The sequence below is a fragment of the Paucibacter sp. TC2R-5 genome (genome assembly GCF_025717605.1).
GTDB lineage: Bacteria > Pseudomonadota > Gammaproteobacteria > Burkholderiales > Burkholderiaceae_C > Paucibacter_A > Paucibacter_A albus.
In genome coordinates this window covers 63,892-78,319 of sequence record NZ_JAJIRQ010000002.1, presented here as the reverse complement: position 1 = coordinate 78,319, position 14,428 = coordinate 63,892, and the positions used below count along the sequence as shown (strand labels likewise).

The following is a 14,428-nucleotide window of genomic DNA, read 5'->3' as shown; positions in this document are numbered from 1 at the left end:
GGTGATCACCAGAAGAGCTCGAACTCGACCCGCAGGGTTGCGCTCGGCTTCGCCGAGTCAGCCTCAGGTTGAAGGCGTTTTTGTTATTCCCTAGCCATTCCTACCATCATGAAAATTCTTGGCAAAGCCACCTCCATTAACGTTCGCAAAGTGCTCTGGACTTGCGCCGAACTCGGCCTCGACTTTGAGCGTGAGGACTGGGGCTCCGGCTTCCAAGCGACCGATGCGCCCGAGTTCCTGGCCTTGAACCCGAACGCCATGGTGCCGGTCTTGATCGACGGCGACTTTGTGCTGTGGGAGTCCAACAGCATATGCCGTTACTTGGCGGCCCGCGAGCAGCGGTTTGATTTGCTGCCGGCAGCACCTAAAGAGCGCGCCATCGTCGAGCAGTGGATGGACTGGCAGGCCGGCGAGTTCAATAACTCATGGCGCTATGCCTTCATGAGTCTGGTGCGGCAAAGCCCGGCGCATCAGGACGCCGCTTTGTTGGCCGCCGGCGTGGCGGGCTGGAACCGCCATGTCGAAATCCTGGCGCGGCGCCTGGAACAGACCGGCGCCTTTGTGGCCGGTGATAACTTCAGCCTGGCGGATGTGGTCTTGGGTTTGTCGGCGCAGCGTTGGTTGATGGCGCCTTTGGAGGCGCACGGCCGTCCGGAATTGCCCGCCATCGCGGACTATTGCGAGCGTTTGGCGGCAAGGCCGGGCTTCATGATGCATGGCCGCAACGGCATGCCTTGAAGCCGACCTGTTCTTTGCTCGCCTAAATCACTCGTTACGGAAGTTGTCGTGGCAGGACTTGCAGGTCTTGCCTGTGTTGCCCATAGCTGCCTTCAGCGCATCTAAATTGTTCGACTTGGCTGCGGCGACAAGCTTGACGGACTCTGCTTGCAGGGCCTTTGCGCCTTCATCAAACTTGGCGCGCTCGCTCCACACGCTGGCCTTGGGTGTGCCCTTGTCTGTGCCATGCGTGCCTTCTGGGAAGGCCGAGAAAGGCAGCATGGCCATTGTGGCCACGATTTCGGCATTGGCGCTGGCCGCGGCAGCGTCAAATGGCACCTTGCCTTGGGCCATCGCGGAAATGCGGCCGAAGTGATTGGCCATCACGGTGAAAGCGGCCTTGCGGTATTTGACGGCGTCTTCTGGCTTGGCGAACTGCGCGCTGGCGGGCAGGGCTGCGCAGAGGCCGGTCAGGCAGGTTAGGCCGATCAGGAGTTTTCTCTTCATGCTGGCATCCTTGGGGTTGGTGGTGCTTTAGCTGGCGGGTTGAGCCGGCGCGTTCAGCCGCCGGCTTGGTGCAGTGTAGACAGCAAACTCTATCTTTGCAGGGCGTGCCGCTTGGGTTATGGTTGCTCACCACGCCACGGAGTAGTTATGCAAAAAAACGTGCGCAAAGACTTGTTGGGTCCGGTCAGGATTTGGGACTTGCCGACACGGCTGTTTCATTGGGCTTTGGTAATTTGTGTTTTGGGCTCGGTCATCAGTGCCAAGGTTGGCGGCAATGCCGTGGCTTGGCATATGAGACTGGGCTATGCGGTGCTGGCGCTGGTGGCTTTTCGGATTCTCTGGGGCTTGGTCGGCGGGCGCTGGTCGCGTTTTAGCAGCTTTGTCTATTCGCCGGCAGCCTTGTTGCGTTATTTGCAAGGCCGGCCCAAGGCGGACGATCACTTCGAGGTCGGTCACAACCCACTGGGGGCTTATTCGGTCTTGGCCATGTTGGCATGGCTGCTGGTGCAGGTGGGTTCGGGTTTGATTGCCGACGACGAAATCGCCAGCACCGGCCCCTTGATCCGTTTTGTATCGGGGGAACTCAGTCTGGCCTGGACCTCGTATCACAAGAGCTACGGTCAATGGGGCTTGTTCGCTTTGGTCGGCCTGCATGTGGCCGCGATCGTCTTCTACCGCTTGCGGCATCGCAACGATTTGATCGGGCCGATGATCAGCGGCGACAAACAGTTGCCTAGCGCTGTGCCGGCGACCATAGACAGTTTGGCAACCCGTCTGTTTGCCCTGACATTGTTGGGGGCATGTATCGCGGCGGTGTATTTGCTGGTCAGCCTGGAGACGGTTTGATGTCGATTCGCCTGAGTACACTGCGAGCAGCCGTACATCTTTCCCCATGAACAACCCCGACATTTCGCTCATTACGCCCGCTTCGGCCGACGATTGGGAATCGACCCGCCGGATCCTGCGCGACTATGCCGCCAGCCTGGATATCGACCTGTGTTTTCAGGATTTTGAGGCGGAACTGCAATGTCTGCCGGGGCAGTACGAAGCGCCCGGCGGCATCATGCTGCTGGCCATGGTGGACGGTCAGGTCGCGGGCTGCGGCGGCTTTCGGCCCTTGCTCGATGTCGACTACGTGAATGCCTGCGAGATGAAGCGCCTGTTTGTGCGTCCTGCTTTCCGCCGCTTTGGCCTCGGGCGTTTATTGGCCCAGGGCTTGATTGATGCGGCGACTCAGGCCGGCTACTCGTCTATGCTGCTGGACACCTTGGACGATATGGAGTCGGCGCGCGGGCTGTACGAAAGTCTGGGCTTTGAGTCGGTGCCGCCTTATTACTTCAATCCGATTCCGGGTGCGCATTATTTGAAGGTGGATTTGGGCTGATCGAGGCGTGGTTTGAGTTACGTCGAGTTACAGCCTTAGCATCGCAGCTTGCGCACCTGATCGCGCCGCCAGACCAATTTGCCAAGATGAATGCTTCAGACTCAACGCTCTATCAAATCGAGGCCGCCGGCCCTGCTATTGCCGCTTTGGGCGAATCGCCACTCTGGAGCGTTGCCGAGCAATGCCTCTATTACGTCGATATCCCAAAGCGCCAGGTTCTGCGACTTGATCCAGCCACGGCGGAGCTGCGTCATTGGCAATTGGACAGCGAGCCCGGTTGCATCGCTTTGATGGAAGGCGGCGGCTTGGCCGTGGCGCAACGCAATGGTCTGTGGCATTTGAACACCGAGACGGGCGCGCACCGGCAGCTGGCGCCCGCGCCGTTTGACAGGACAAAGCAGCGTTTCAACGATGGAAAGCCCGATGCGCAAGGCCGCTTCTGGATCGGCACCATCGATGACGCGCGTGCTCCCCACGCCGGTCTATATCGTTATGCGAGCGGGTGTTTCGAGTCCATGGCCGAGGGCATCGTGACCTCCAACGGTGTGGCCTGGAGCCCTGATCAGCGCAAGATGTATTGGTCTGACACCAAGGCGCATGAAATCTATGTCTTGGATTTTGACCTTGCGACCGGTGCCATCGGCGAGCGGACATTGTTCGCCAAGTTCGCCCAGCGCACGGCCGGTGAAGCCTTGGATCAATATGGCGGCCGCCCCGACGGCGCCGCCGTGGATGTCGAGGGTTGCTACTGGGTGGCGATGTTTGAGGGCCAGCGCCTGCTGAGGTTGTCGCCCCAGGGTCAGGTCTTGCGTGAACTGCGCCTGCCAGTACGCTGCCCGACCATGCCCACTTTCGGGGGTGTCGACCTGCGCACGCTCTACATCACCACCGCCAGCGAGGGCCGCTCGGCCGAAGAATTGGCGGCGCAGCCCCTTGCGGGTTGTGTGCTGAAAGTGCGCGTCGAAGTGGCCGGGCTTGCCCCCAATCTACTCAAGCTCTGAGCTTCGATCAGGTCGCCTGTGTCGGAAGTCACGGGTCCATCTTGAGCCTTCGCTAAGGGTCTTCTCGGAAACCTACGGGTTTCCACATATAATCTTTGGGTTTTGCCGACATTCATCAGACGTTTATGACCAGACCAGTGCAAGCGGAAAGATCCAAAGTCTCTCCGGCCAGCGCTGATTGGGATGACAAAAAAGATGCATGGGGCGATGTCAAAGAGGATGAGGCCGAGGAGCTGCCTTTCAAGACCCTGACGCGAGAACAAGCGCAGGCCTTGAGGCTAAAGCATCCGCCGATTTCGGTTTGGCGATTGGTCGGGATTCAGGCTTTGGCGGGTGTGGCGATTGCCGTACTTGCCTATCTGGTGACCGGGCAAAGCAAAACAGCGCAGTCGGCTCTTTGGGGGGCGGCTGCAGTGGTTTTTCCCAATGCCTTGATGGCGTGGGGAATGACCAGGCTCTTCAGAGGAATGCCGGCGGCTGCGGTGCTGGGGTTCATGTTCTGGGAGTTGATCAAGATCATGACGGCTGTTGCCATTTTGGCGGTGGCAGCGGTTTGGGTGCCGGATTTGAATTGGCTGGCAATGCTGGCGGGATTGGTCGGGTGCTTGAAAGTAAATTGGTTGGCTCTGCTTTGGCAGGGTCGGACGAGTCAAATTTAGTAAATACGCAGGACGGAAACTAACGATGGCAGCCGAAGGACACGGGCAAGGACCCAACGCTGGGGAATACATCCAGCATCACCTGCAGCATATGCAGATGAATTTCAAGGGTGAATTGGTCAAGCAGACCAGCATCGTTGACTTCAGCTTGTTCAATCTGGACTCGCTGATCTATGCAGTGATCCTGGGTGTGTTGGGTTGTTTCGTCTTGTGGCGTGCTGCGCGCAAGGCGACTTCCGGCGTCCCTGGCCGCTTCCAGGCTGCGGTCGAAATCTTGTCCGAAATGGTCGAGAACCAGGCCAAGGGCGTGATTCACAACGCCGCCAGCCGCAAGGTGATCGGCCCTCTGGCATTGACCGTGTTTGTCTGGATCTTCCTGATGAACTTCATGGACATGCTGCCGGTTGACCTGCTGCCAGCCTTGTGGGCCAAAGTGTTTGGTTCCATGGGCCACGATCCGCATCACGCTTATATGCGTGTGGTGCCAACCGCCGACTTGTCGACGACGCTGGGCCTGTCGACCAGCGTGCTGATCATGTGCTTCTTCTACAGCATCAAGATCAAGGGTATTGGCGGCTGGACACATGAATTGCTGGCCGCTCCATTCGGCGACAAATGGTTCTTGTATCCGATCAACTTCCTGATGCAGCTGATCGAGTTCGCTGCCAAGACCGTCTCGCACGGCATGCGGTTGTTCGGCAATATGTTTGCGGGTGAGCTGGTGTTTATGCTGATCGCGCTGATGGGTGGCGTCTGGGCCTGGGAGTTGAACCCGCTGTCGGGTGGCTTCTGGCTGGGTCTGGGCCATTTGGTGGCTGGTACGGTGTGGACGCTGTTCCACATCCTGATCATCACCTTGCAGGCCTTCATCTTCATGATGCTGACCTTGATCTACACGGGCCAGGCGCACGATCAACATTGATCTGCGACCGAACATCGGATAGTTCGTTTTTTCTCTCGTTTCCTTTTCTTTTTACTTACCTTTCCTTCTGGAGCAAATCATGGAAAACATTCTCGGTCTCGTAGCACTGGCTTGCGGTCTCATCGTTGGTCTGGGCGCATTGGGCGCTTCTATCGGTATCGCTTTGATGGGCGGCAAGTTCCTGGAAGCTTCGGCTCGCCAGCCTGAGCTGATGAACGAACTGCAAACCAAGATGTTCATCTTGGCTGGTCTGATCGACGCCGCGTTCCTGATCGGTGTGGCTATCGCTCTGCTGTTCGCATTCGCCAAGCCTTTCGCCATCTAATTAATTGATGCGCCAACCGTTCACGGTTGAAAGGATAGCTCTGTGAATATCAACGCAACACTGTTCCTGCAAGCGATCGTTTTTGCGATCCTTGTATGGTTCACCATGCGCTTCATCTGGCCTCCAATGATGAAGGCCTTGGATGAGCGCGCCGCAAAAATCGCCGAAGGTCTGGCTGCGGCCGACAAGGCCAAGGCTGAGTTGGCTAACGCCAACAAGAAGGTCGACGAGCAATTGGCGCTGACCCGTGGCGAAACCACCAAGCTGCTGGCCGACGCTGAAAAGCGTGCCGCAGCAATCGTGGCAGCTGCAGCCGGCCAAGCCGAAGAGAAGGCCGCCAAGATCGTGGCCGACGCTCAAGCCGAAGCCGAAGCGCAATCCGTGCGTGCCCGTGAGGTCTTGCGCGAGCAAGTCGCCGCGCTGGCCGTCAAGGGTGCCGAGCAAATTCTGCAGCGCGAGGTCAATGCCTCTGTGCACGCTGAGTTGCTGGGTCGCTTGAAGACGGAGCTGTAAGCATGGCCGAGCTCGCAACCATTGCACGACCTTACGCCGAAGCGCTGTTTCAAGTAGCGCGCAAGCATGACGTCAAGGCTTGGGGCTTGCAGCTCGATGCCTTGGCCCAAGTGGCCGAGGCGCCTGAGCTGCTCGCATTTGCTGACCACCCCAAGGCTACGGCCGAGCAGGTTTACGCGGTCACCGCGCAAACCGCCAAGCTCGACCTGGCCGAAGGCGTGCAGAACTTTCTGCGCACGGTCATCGCGAACGGCCGCTTGAGCGCTTTGCCCGCCGTGGTGCAGCAATTCCATGTCTTGGCCAATGCCGCAGCCGGCGTGGCGGACGCTTTGATCTACAGCGCTTACCCCATCGATGCGGCCCAATTGGCCGAGGTGATGGTGTCGCTGGAGAAGCGTTTCGCACGCAAGCTCGACGCACAGGTCGTCTTGGAGCCGTCACTGATTGGCGGCATTCGGGTGGTGGTTGGCGATGAGGTGCTGGACACCTCGGTCAAGTACCGTCTGGAACGCATGAAAGTAGCGCTCACGGCCTGATGGCCTTGAGCGCAATTTCACCCTTCATTCATCCCTGTGCCGAGCGCTCTGGAAACCGAGCGCAGGCCAGCTGGGAGCTATAGCAATGAATCTGAATCCTGCTGAAATTTCCGAATTGATCAAGAGCCGCATCGAGGGCCTTGGCACTTCGACGGACGTCCGCAACCAGGGCACCGTGGTGTCTGTGTCCGACGGCATCGTCCGCATCCACGGTTTGTCCGAGGTGATGCAAGGCGAAATGCTGGAGTTCCCGGCTGCTGCAGACGGCAGCCAGACCTTCGGTCTGGCCTTGAACCTCGAGCGCGACTCGGTCGGCGCCGTGATTTTGGGTGCCTACGAGCACATCTCCGAAGGCGACACCGTCAAGTGCACGGGCCGTATTCTGGAAGTGCCGGTCGGCCCTGAGTTGATTGGCCGTGTGGTCAATGCCTTGGGTCACCCGATCGACGGCAAGGGCCCGATCAACGCCAAGATGACGGACGTGATCGAAAAGGTCGCTCCAGGCGTGATCGCCCGTAAGTCGGTTGACCAGCCAATGCAGACCGGCCTGAAGTCGATTGACTCGATGGTGCCGGTTGGCCGTGGTCAGCGCGAGCTGATCATTGGTGACCGCCAGACGGGTAAGACGGCTGTCGCGATCGACGCCATCATCAACCAGAAGGGTCAGAACATGACCTGCGTCTACGTTGCGATCGGCCAGAAGGCTTCGTCGATCAAGAACGTGGTGCGCGCTCTGGAAGCCAACGGCGCAATGGCTTACACCATCGTCGTGGCGGCCTCGGCCTCCGAATCGGCTGCGATGCAGTACGTCTCGGCCTACTCCGGCTGCACGATGGGCGAGTACTTCCGCGACCGCGGTCAAGACGCGCTGATCGTTTATGACGATCTGTCAAAGCAAGCCGTGGCTTACCGTCAGGTGTCGTTGCTGCTGCGCCGTCCACCAGGCCGTGAAGCCTATCCTGGCGACGTGTTCTATCTCCACAGCCGTCTGCTGGAGCGTGCTGCCCGCGTGAACGCCGACTACGTCGAAGCCTTCACCAAGGGCGAAGTGAAGGGCAAGACCGGTTCTTTGACCGCGCTGCCTATCATTGAAACGCAAGCCGGTGACGTGTCTGCCTTCGTGCCAACCAACGTGATTTCGATCACCGACGGCCAGATCTTCTTGGAGACCTCGCTGTTCAACGCTGGTATCCGCCCTGCGATCAACGCTGGTATTTCGGTGTCGCGAGTCGGTGGCGCTGCGCAAACCAAGTTGGTCAAGAACCTGTCCGGCGGTATCCGTACCGACCTGGCCCAGTACCGTGAATTGGCTGCGTTCGCGCAGTTCGCTTCCGATCTGGACGAGTCCACCCGCAAGCAGCTGGACCGCGGTGCTCGCGTGACCGAGTTGCTCAAGCAGGCTCAGTACTCGCCGCAAACCATCAGCCTGATGGGCGCGACGCTGTACTCGGTCAACAAGGGCTTCATGGACAGCCTGCCGGTGAACAAGGTTCTGGCTTTCGAGTCGGGTCTGCATCAATTCCTGAAGACCAGCCACGCCGCTCTGTTGGCCAAGCTGGAAGCCGACAAGGCCATGGACAAGGATGCCGAAGCCGAGTTGAACGCTGCAATCACCGCGTTCAAGAAGTCCTTCGCTTAATGCCATTGACTGGGTGAGCTTGAAAATTCACCCAATCTGAAAAGGAGAAATCATGGCATCAAGCAAGGAAATTCGCGGCAAGATCAAGTCGGTCGAAGGCACCAAGAAGATCACCAAGGCCATGGAAATGGTCTCGGTGTCGAAGATGCGCAAGGCTCAGGAGCGCATGCGTGCGGGTCGCCCTTACAGCGAGAAGATCGGCAACATCGCCGCCAATCTCGCCCAGGCTAACCCCGAGTACAAGCATGCCTTCTTGACCGCCAACCCCGGCGCGAAAGTTGCCGGCTTCGTGGTGGTGACGACGGACAAAGGCCTTTGCGGCGGTCTGAACACCAACTTGTTGCGTGCGACCACGACCAAGCTGAAAGATCTTGAGGCTGCCGGTCAAAAAGCCGAAGTCGTTGCCATCGGCAACAAGGGCTTGGGCTTCATGAACCGCATCGGCGCGAAGGTGGTGGCTCAGGTCACTCATCTGGGCGACAAGCCGCACATCGAAAAGCTGGTCGGACCGGTCAAGGTTTTGCTCGACGCGTACGCCGAAGGCAAGTTGAGCGCCGTCTACCTCTGCTACACCCAATTCATCAACACGATGAAGCAGGAAACCGTCATCAAGCAGTTGCTGCCTTTGACGACCGATAGCATGAAGACGGCCAATGCCGATGGTTCCCCAGCTCACGCTTGGGACTATCTGTACGAGCCCGACGCGGCGGCGGTGATTGACGAGTTGCTGGTGCGTTATGCCGAAGCGCTGGTCTACCAGGCCGTGGCAGAAAACATGGCGTCCGAGCAATCGGCACGCATGGTGGCGATGAAGGCCGCGACCGACAACGCCGGCACCTTGATTGGTGAGCTGAAGCTGATCTATAACAAGACCCGCCAAGCAGCCATCACCAAAGAGTTGTCAGAGATTGTCAGCGGAGCGGCTGCGGTGGGCTGATGCCTGCCAATCGCCAAACCATACGCAACGAATACTGATTGTTTTAAGGAATCGATATGTCGAACACTCAAACCAACGCCGTTGGCAAGATCGTTCAGTGCATTGGCGCCGTGGTGGACGTGGAATTCCCACGCAGCCAGATGCCCAAGATCTATGACGCGCTGAAGATGAACGGTAGCACCCTGACCCTGGAAGTTCAGCAGCAGCTGGGCGACGGGATCGTGCGCACCATCGCTTTGGGATCGTCGGACGGCCTGCGCCGCGGCACCGAAGTTTTCAATACCGGCGAGAACATTCAAGTTCCAGTCGGCAAGGCGACCCTGGGTCGCATCATGGACGTGCTGGGCGCGCCCATCGACGAGCGCGGCCCTGTGGCAGCGACGCAAGTCGCGTCCATCCACCGCGCAGCCCCTGCTTACGACGAGCTGAGCCCGTCGCAAGAGCTGTTGGAAACCGGCATCAAGGTGATCGACTTGATCTGCCCGTTCGCCAAGGGCGGCAAGGTGGGTCTGTTCGGTGGCGCCGGTGTGGGCAAGACCGTGAACATGATGGAACTCATCAACAACATCGCCAAGGCCCACAGCGGTCTGTCGGTGTTTGCGGGTGTGGGCGAGCGTACTCGTGAAGGTAACGACTTCTATCACGAGATGGCCGACTCCGGCGTGGTGAACCTCGAGAAGCTCGAGGACTCCAAGGTCGCGATGGTTTACGGTCAGATGAACGAGCCTCCAGGCAACCGTCTGCGCGTGGCCTTGACCGGTCTGACGATCGCCGAGTCCTTCCGTGACGAAGGCAAGGATGTGCTGTTCTTCGTGGACAACATCTATCGCTACACCTTGGCCGGTACCGAAGTGTCCGCGCTGTTGGGTCGTATGCCTTCCGCCGTGGGTTACCAGCCAACGCTGGCCGAAGAAATGGGCCGCTTGCAAGAGCGGATCACTTCGACCAAGGTCGGTTCGATCACGTCCATCCAGGCCGTTTACGTGCCAGCGGATGACTTGACCGACCCATCGCCTGCGACGACTTTCGCCCACTTGGACTCCACCGTGGTGTTGTCGCGTGACATCGCTTCGCTGGGTATCTACCCCGCCGTGGACCCGCTCGACTCGACCTCGCGTCAGCTGGACCCGAACGTGGTCGGCGAAGAGCATTACCTGACCGCCCGTGGCGTTCAGCAAGTGCTGCAGCGCTACAAGGAACTGCGCGACATTATTGCGATTCTGGGTATGGACGAGCTGTCGCCTGAAGACAAGCTGTCGGTGTCCCGCGCTCGCAAGATCCAGCGCTTCTTGTCGCAGCCTTTCCACGTGGCCGAGGTTTTCACCGGCTCGCCTGGCAAGTACGTGCCTTTGAAGGAAACCATCCGCGGCTTCAAGATGATTGTTGCCGGCGAATGCGATCACCTGCCAGAGCAGGCCTTCTACATGGTGGGCACCATCGACGAAGCGTTCGAAAAGGCGAAGAAGCTGGGCTGATCAAAGCGGGGAGACCAAGACCTCCCCGATTCAGCACAGTTCTCCACCTCAACGCTAAGGAAGATTCAAGATGGCAACCATCCATGTCGATGTGGTCTCCGCCGAAGAGCAAATCTTCTCCGGCGAAGCCAAGTTTGTTGCACTGCCGGGTGAAAGCGGTGAGTTGGGCATCTTGCCTAACCACGCGCCGCTGATCACTCGCATCAAGCCGGGTGCTGTGCGCATCCAGCGCGCCGACAACGGCCAGGAAGAGTTTGTCTTCGTGGCTGGTGGCTTGCTGGAAGTGCAGCCGGGCCGTGTCACTGTTCTGGCCGACACCGCGATTCGCGGTAAGGACCTGGACGAAGCCAAGGCCGTTGAAGCCAAGGCATTGGCCGAAGAAGCGATGAAGAACGCCAAGACAGATATCGACTTTGCCAAGGCGCAAGGCGAATTCGCTGCGATGGCCGCCCAGATCGCTGCGCTGCGCAAGTTCCGCAAGAACTAATGGTATTGGGGACAGACCGCCCGAGCGCAAGCGAGTAGCTCTGTCCTCAACTGATTAGGCAACGCCCGCCGACGCAAGTCGGGCGGGCGTTTTTCATAGACAAACCGAAGTAAACGCCATGTCCAAGCCCATTGCTCTTTCCCGTGTTCATGGCATGGACGCCATCGAACTTGTTTCCCCCGATGGCGCCCGCGCCACTGTGCTGCTGCATGGCGGCCACTTGGTTTCTTGGCAACCGGCCGGCGCAGATGAGCAGCTCTATATGTCGCCCAAGTCCGCCTTCGCCTCGGGCCAAGCGATTCGCGGCGGCGTGCCGGTGATTTTTCCGCAGTTCGCCGCTCGCGGCCCCTTGCAGCGCCATGGTTTTGCACGCACCAAGCCCTGGGTCTTGGTGATGGCCGAGCAGGGCAAGGATGATGCATTGGCCGTGCTGCGCTTGTGCGACGACGCGGCCACGCGCATGTTCTGGCCCCATGCCTTCGAGCTGGAACTGAGTGTGCGCATCAGCGGGCGGGAGATCCAGATCGAGCTCGCCTGCGAAAACAAGGGCGAAGAGGCCTTCGAATTCACCAGCGCGCTGCACAGTTACTTGCGCGTCGCCGATATCGACTCGACCAGCCTGCAAGGCTTGACCGCGATGCGCTACTGGGACTCGGTCGATGAGATGGAGAAGGTCCAGCGGGTGGATCTGCTGCTACCTGGCGGCGATCTCGACCGCATCTACCACCGCGTGCGCGAAAGCATGACACTGAAAGAGCGCTTGGCCACAAGCGAGCGGCGTCTGCAGATTGCGCAACAAGGCTTTGAGGATGCCGTGGTGTGGAACCCGGGTGCCGAGAAATGCGCGGCGCTGGCCGATATGCCGGCCGATGGCTACAAGCACATGCTGTGTGTCGAGGCGGCAGCGATTGAGGCACCCTTGCGTCTGGCGGCGGGTGAAAGCTGGGCCGGCATGCAAACGCTGACCCTGCTCTGACCGTTTTCTCTTGCCCTGAAGTGCAAGCCTGACTTAAGCTGGCAACTCATTTGGGAGTTAGCAAGATGGCTGGCAAAACTGCAGGCAAGGGCAAGACGAGTTCCAACGGCAATTCTGTCGCCAAGCTCAGCAAGAGCGACTATCTCGAACAGTTGATCCCCCTGCATCTGGAGCTCAATGCAATGGCGCATTGGCTGCAGCACAAGGGGCAGCGCTTGGTGGTGCTGGTGGAGGGGCGCGATACCGCCGGCAAGGGCGGTGTTATTTCGGCGATCTCCGAGACGCTCAACCCGCGCCAATGCCGGACGGTGGCTCTGGGCAAACCGAGCGACCGCGAGCGCGGTGAGTGGTACTTCCAGCGCTATGTGCCGCATTTGCCGGCAGCCGGCGAGATCGCCTTGTTTGACCGCAGCTGGTACAACCGGGCCGGCGTCGAGACCGTGATGGGCTTTTGCACGCCAGCGCAGACGGCGGCGTTCTTGAAGCAGGTGCCGGTGTTTGAAAAGATGCTGGTTGACGACGGCGTGTTGCTGTTCAAGTATTGGCTGACGGTCGACCAGGAGCAGCAGGAATTGCGCTTTGCCGAGCGCCTGGCCGACCCGCTCAAGCGCTGGAAGCTATCACCGATCGACTTAGAGGCGAGGCGCCTGTACAAGCAGTATGGCGAGGCACGCGATGTGATGCTGAACGCCACCCACACGCGTCAAGCGCCTTGGGCGCTGGTGGACTTCAATGACCAGCGGCGCGGCCGGTTGGCCTTGATCCGTCATCTATTGGATCACCTGCCCGACGTAACGGTACCGCAGCCCAAGCTGAAGTTTGGCCCCTTGGGCCACGCACCCTTGCTTGAACACTTCGGTAGCAAGCATCGGCCCATCAAGTAGGGCCGAAGCCGTCCAACTAGAGAATTACCACCGCGTCAGACAATTCGTTCGGATTGCTATGCCCGGCTGCCAACGGGAATTCAGCCTGCAACAGCGCATCGACGGCGTCAATCGCCGCTTGCAGACCCTGCTCAAATTCAGCTTTAGTCAAGCTGCTCCGCAGCGTTGCAACGATGCCGGCCCATTGAGCCTCGCTGACGCGGGCATTGAGGCCTCGGTCGGCCACGATCTCAATCGCTCGGTCGGCCAGCAGCAGATAAATCAGCACGCCGTTATTGGCCTCTGTATCCCAGATGCGCAGTTTGCCGAACAAGGTCACCGCTCTTTGCCGAGCACTCAGGCGCTTGCTCAGGTAGGACATTGGCAAGCCGGCTTCGACACAGACGCAGATCTCGCCACTGTGCCTGGATTCGCTGGCACGAATGCGGGCTTCCAGCCCGGCGATCGAAGCCGCAGGTAGCGCGCGCCGCAGGTCGGTCTGATCGGTCCAGCGATGCTTGAGCATCCGGCTCAGCAATGGTTTCTTGAGCTGTTGTTGAGGCATATTCACCAATCTCCCGAGGCGCCGCCGCCACCAAAATCGCCGCCGCCACCGGAAGAAAAACCACCTCCGCCACCGCCGCCACCAAAACCGCCGCCTCCACCGCCGCCGCCACCCCAAATCACCGGGCCACCCGATCCACCGCCGCGCCTACCGACTCCGCGGCCTGCGCCGACGCCCATCACGCCGACAAGAATCATCGACGCAATGCCGGCCAAACCTGCGACCAAGAGACTGGAAGCATAGAACCAGCCCAGCGCGCCTGCCGCGCCGCCGGTTAGCACGCTACCGAGCTTGCGGCCAAAGATACCGATCAGAATGCCACCCAAGACGGGCACGCCGATGAAGAACAAGGCGCCCAACTCTTCGAAGCTGAAGCCATTGCTTTTCTGCCCCTGGCCGCCTTGTTTCTTCGGCGCCGGCAATTCTTCCCCGCGTATGCGCATCGCCAACTGGTCGACGGCCAAATTCAGGCCGCCAGCGTAGTCATTCTTCTTGAAGGCCGGGGTGATGGCGTTTTGAATGATCTGCCGCGCCGCCAGGTCGGGCACAGCGCCCTCCAGTGTCTTGGCCACCTCGATGCGGACCTTGCGGTCATTCTTGGCGACCAGCAGCAAGAGGCCGTCGCCCACATCCTTGCGACCGATCTTCCAGGTCTCGCCGACCCGCTGGGCATAGGACGTGATGTCCTCCGGCGCCACCGTCGGCACGATCAGAATCACCAGTTGCGAGCCAGCCTCGGCCTCAAAAGCGGCCAGCTTGGCACTCAGTGCCGCTTGCTGCTCCGCGCTGAGTGTGCCGGTCTGGTCGATCACGCGGCCACTTAGCGCCGGCACTTTCACTTCTTCTTGCGCCCATGCCGGTAGGCAAAGGCTCAGGCACAGACCCAAGACCAGCGAAAGCAGTCGGGCGAGCATCGCTGACC

The 14,428-nt window shown here is 59.7% G+C and carries 18 protein-coding genes; 15 read left to right on the top strand and 3 right to left on the bottom strand.

The window, feature by feature from the left end; genetic code table 11:
- Window positions 1-105 precede the first annotated feature (105 nt).
- Window positions 106-738: a glutathione S-transferase family protein gene (locus tag LNV08_RS04035; RefSeq protein ID WP_263532949.1), complete on the top strand. Its 633-nt coding sequence runs from the start codon at window positions 106-108 to the stop codon at window positions 736-738.
- A gap of 27 nt (window positions 739-765) precedes the next feature.
- Here the strand turns inward: LNV08_RS04035 and LNV08_RS04030 are convergent, their stop codons facing one another.
- Complete coding sequence (locus LNV08_RS04030) at window positions 766-1,224, bottom strand: c-type cytochrome (protein ID WP_263532382.1); 459 nt, start codon at window positions 1,222-1,224, stop codon at window positions 766-768.
- 147 nt (window positions 1,225-1,371) lie between these two features.
- Between LNV08_RS04030 and LNV08_RS04025 the strand changes: the two genes are divergently transcribed.
- The 14 genes from LNV08_RS04025 to ppk2 all read left to right on the top strand — a co-directional run bounded on the left by LNV08_RS04025 (window position 1,372) and on the right by ppk2 (window position 12,962).
- A complete protein-coding gene (locus tag LNV08_RS04025) occupies window positions 1,372-2,070 on the top strand; it encodes a cytochrome b/b6 domain-containing protein (RefSeq protein WP_263532381.1) in 699 nt (232 codons plus the stop codon).
- Window positions 2,071-2,116: 46 nt separating this feature from the next.
- On the top strand, window positions 2,117-2,608 hold the full coding sequence (locus LNV08_RS04020; protein ID WP_263532380.1) for a GNAT family N-acetyltransferase: 492 nt from the start codon (window positions 2,117-2,119) through the stop codon (window positions 2,606-2,608).
- Window positions 2,609-2,694: 86 nt separating this feature from the next.
- Window positions 2,695-3,609 (top strand): SMP-30/gluconolactonase/LRE family protein, encoded by a 915-nt coding sequence (locus tag LNV08_RS04015; RefSeq protein ID WP_263532379.1) that lies wholly within the window; start codon window positions 2,695-2,697, stop codon window positions 3,607-3,609.
- A 95-nt stretch (window positions 3,610-3,704) separates the two neighbouring features.
- The gene (locus LNV08_RS04010; RefSeq protein WP_263532378.1) at window positions 3,705-4,268 is read left to right on the top strand and encodes an ATP synthase subunit I; all 564 of its coding nucleotides are present in this window, start codon (window positions 3,705-3,707) and stop codon (window positions 4,266-4,268) included.
- Between the two features lie 25 nt (window positions 4,269-4,293).
- The gene (gene atpB, locus LNV08_RS04005) at window positions 4,294-5,190 is read left to right on the top strand and encodes a F0F1 ATP synthase subunit A (RefSeq protein WP_263532377.1); all 897 of its coding nucleotides are present in this window, start codon (window positions 4,294-4,296) and stop codon (window positions 5,188-5,190) included.
- 79 nt (window positions 5,191-5,269) lie between these two features.
- Window positions 5,270-5,515, top strand: a complete 246-nt coding sequence (atpE, locus tag LNV08_RS04000; RefSeq protein ID WP_263532376.1) for a F0F1 ATP synthase subunit C — start codon at window positions 5,270-5,272, stop codon at window positions 5,513-5,515.
- Between the two features lie 42 nt (window positions 5,516-5,557).
- On the top strand, window positions 5,558-6,028 hold the full coding sequence (locus LNV08_RS03995) for a F0F1 ATP synthase subunit B (RefSeq protein WP_263532375.1): 471 nt from the start codon (window positions 5,558-5,560) through the stop codon (window positions 6,026-6,028).
- 2 nt (window positions 6,029-6,030) lie between these two features.
- Window positions 6,031-6,564, top strand: coding sequence for a F0F1 ATP synthase subunit delta (locus LNV08_RS03990; protein WP_263532374.1), 534 nt, complete (start codon window positions 6,031-6,033; stop codon window positions 6,562-6,564).
- A gap of 85 nt (window positions 6,565-6,649) precedes the next feature.
- Complete coding sequence (atpA, locus tag LNV08_RS03985) at window positions 6,650-8,203, top strand: F0F1 ATP synthase subunit alpha (protein ID WP_263532373.1); 1,554 nt, start codon at window positions 6,650-6,652, stop codon at window positions 8,201-8,203.
- 52 nt (window positions 8,204-8,255) lie between these two features.
- Entirely contained in the window at window positions 8,256-9,140 is an 885-nt protein-coding gene (atpG, locus tag LNV08_RS03980; RefSeq protein WP_263532372.1) for a F0F1 ATP synthase subunit gamma, read from the top strand.
- Between the two features lie 50 nt (window positions 9,141-9,190).
- Window positions 9,191-10,615: a F0F1 ATP synthase subunit beta gene (gene atpD, locus LNV08_RS03975; protein ID WP_263532948.1), complete on the top strand. Its 1,425-nt coding sequence runs from the start codon at window positions 9,191-9,193 to the stop codon at window positions 10,613-10,615.
- A 70-nt stretch (window positions 10,616-10,685) separates the two neighbouring features.
- Window positions 10,686-11,102, top strand: coding sequence for a F0F1 ATP synthase subunit epsilon (locus LNV08_RS03970; protein WP_263532371.1), 417 nt, complete (start codon window positions 10,686-10,688; stop codon window positions 11,100-11,102).
- Between the two features lie 118 nt (window positions 11,103-11,220).
- Entirely contained in the window at window positions 11,221-12,078 is an 858-nt protein-coding gene (locus LNV08_RS03965; RefSeq protein WP_263532370.1) for a D-hexose-6-phosphate mutarotase, read from the top strand.
- A gap of 65 nt (window positions 12,079-12,143) precedes the next feature.
- Complete coding sequence (ppk2, locus tag LNV08_RS03960; protein ID WP_263532369.1) at window positions 12,144-12,962, top strand: polyphosphate kinase 2; 819 nt, start codon at window positions 12,144-12,146, stop codon at window positions 12,960-12,962.
- A 16-nt stretch (window positions 12,963-12,978) separates the two neighbouring features.
- Here ppk2 and LNV08_RS03955 read toward each other — a convergent pair whose 3' ends face one another.
- Together LNV08_RS03955 and LNV08_RS03950 are read right to left on the bottom strand one after the other, a co-directional pair.
- On the bottom strand, window positions 12,979-13,506 hold the full coding sequence (locus LNV08_RS03955) for a TPM domain-containing protein (RefSeq protein ID WP_263532368.1): 528 nt from the start codon (window positions 13,504-13,506) through the stop codon (window positions 12,979-12,981).
- Window positions 13,507-13,508: 2 nt separating this feature from the next.
- Window positions 13,509-14,420, bottom strand: coding sequence for a TPM domain-containing protein (locus tag LNV08_RS03950; protein WP_263532367.1), 912 nt, complete (start codon window positions 14,418-14,420; stop codon window positions 13,509-13,511).
- Between the last annotated feature and the right edge of the window lie 8 nt (window positions 14,421-14,428).